A 1,787-nucleotide genomic window follows, 5' to 3' on the forward strand; every position below is an offset into this window, starting at 1 on the left:
GCCGGCTTCCCCGCCGGCCTGCCGTCGCAGGCGGGCGACCGAGCGCCCGGCCCAGTCCTCGCGCGCATCGAGGGATCCATCGATCAGGTGCGCGCGGAGATCCTCGATCGCCCGGCGCTCCTGGGCATGGATGACCTGGTCCGATGCGAAGAAGCTCCGCGCCAGCCGGCCGGCCAGCGCGGGGCGCGCCAGACATTCCTGAATCAGGACCGGGTCGTCCCCGAGGGCGGCATACAACTCGCGCAACCTGTTCGGCATGCGGGTATGCCGGCTCATCCTGTCCATCTCGCGGCGCAGCATGTCGGCGGTGATCGGCGTCTTCCAGAACTCTTCGAGCGCGACCGACTGCTTCAGGGCGTCACGCACTTTCCGCTCGACGATCGCATCGGGGACGGCTAGTTCGAACGGGCGCTGCGCGGCCAGCTGGTGGGAGTAGTAGACCCGTTCGATGGCGCGCTGCGCGGCGATCCGGTCCGCCAGGCTCAGCTCCGCGGAATCGGCACCCGCGGCGGGCAGCGTGAGAAGGGTCGACGCGATCACCACACGGATGAAAAGGCGATGTCCGCTCATTGGACCACCAGTACCTACTAAGTACCGTGGAAGGGGCCCCGTGTCAACCGACCAGTCCAGGCGCCGCGCGATCAGGACGAACTCGTCGTCGTGGCAAGCACACCTCGCGTCCGTGGCGCTCGCGACACGTAGTGTGGCTGGCGCGAGACGCCCATGGTGCTCCCGTGAGTCTCCGCGTGACGTTTCGCTGGCAGTCGCGGCGGGGCACGTTTCTTGCTCTTTCCTCCCGCACGCCTGTCTTGACCGGGCTGGCGCCGGGGAGGCATGTCCATGTCGAACGAGATCCAGGGTGTGATGTCGGCGATCCGCGGATCGCAGATGCTGCGTCTGCTGCTGATCGGCTTTCTGGTGCTCGTGCTCCTGATACCGGCGGCGATGATCTGTGGGCTCGTGTCCGAGCGACGCCAGAGGCGCGAGGGGGCGGTCGACGAGGTCACGGCCAAGTGGGGCCGCATGCAGATCTTGACCGGCCCCGCGCTGATCATCCCGTACGTCCAGAGCCGCGAGGAGCTGGACAACAAGGGGCAGAAGGTGGTGCGCTCGCAGACGCGCCATCTGACCGTCCTCCCCGAGACCCTCACCGTGCGCGGCGAGATCGAGAGCGAGGTGCGGCACCGCGGCATCTTCTCCGTGCCGGTCTATCGCCTGAAGCTCGAGGTGACCGGACGGTTCGTGCCGCCGAACCTCGCCGACTGGAACGTGCAGGCGGCCGAGGTGCGCTGGGAGCGCGCCGAGGTCGGCGTCGGCATCACGGACGCCCGGGCGATCCAGGAGCGCGCCGATTTGTCCTGGAACGGCCGGAAGATCCCGTTCCTCCCGGGCACCGGCGCCTTCGACCTCACCGACGCGGGGATCCACGCGCCGCTCGCCGGCACCGCCTCGGCCCCCGGCTTCGAGTTCAGCTTCCCCCTCGTCCTCAACGGCTGCGTCGGCGTCTACTTCGTGCCGTTCGGCAAGGAGACCAGCGTCAGCCTGAAGTCGAACTGGCCCGATCCGTCGTTCCAGGGGAACTGGCTGCCGGCCAGCCACAGCATCAGCGACCGGGGCTTCGAGGCGTCCTGGAGCATCCCCTTCCTCGGCCGCAACTATCCGCAGGCGTGGATCTCGGAAGACGTGAAGATGGCGGAGACGGTCGAAGCGTCCAAGTTCGGCCTCGACCTGGTGACGCCGGTGGACGAGTACCGGATGGCCGAGCGCAGCACCAAGTACGCCGGCCT

2 protein-coding genes are annotated in these 1,787 nt (G+C 68.4%); one reads left to right on the top strand and one right to left on the bottom strand.

What is annotated here, in order from left to right; genetic code table 11:
• The coding region (locus VGV60_14290) for a hypothetical protein (protein ID HEV8702439.1) at positions 1-570 on the bottom strand (570 nt) is incomplete at its 3' end.
• Between the two features lie 270 nt (positions 571-840).
• On the opposite strand from VGV60_14290, the gene creD reads away from it, so the two are divergent.
• A partial coding sequence (gene creD, locus VGV60_14295; protein HEV8702440.1) for a cell envelope integrity protein CreD occupies positions 841-1,787 on the top strand: 947 nt, incomplete at its 3' end.

The sequence above is a fragment of the Candidatus Polarisedimenticolia bacterium genome, assembly GCA_036001465.1.
Lineage (GTDB): Bacteria > Acidobacteriota > Polarisedimenticolia > Gp22-AA2 > Gp22-AA2 > Gp22-AA3.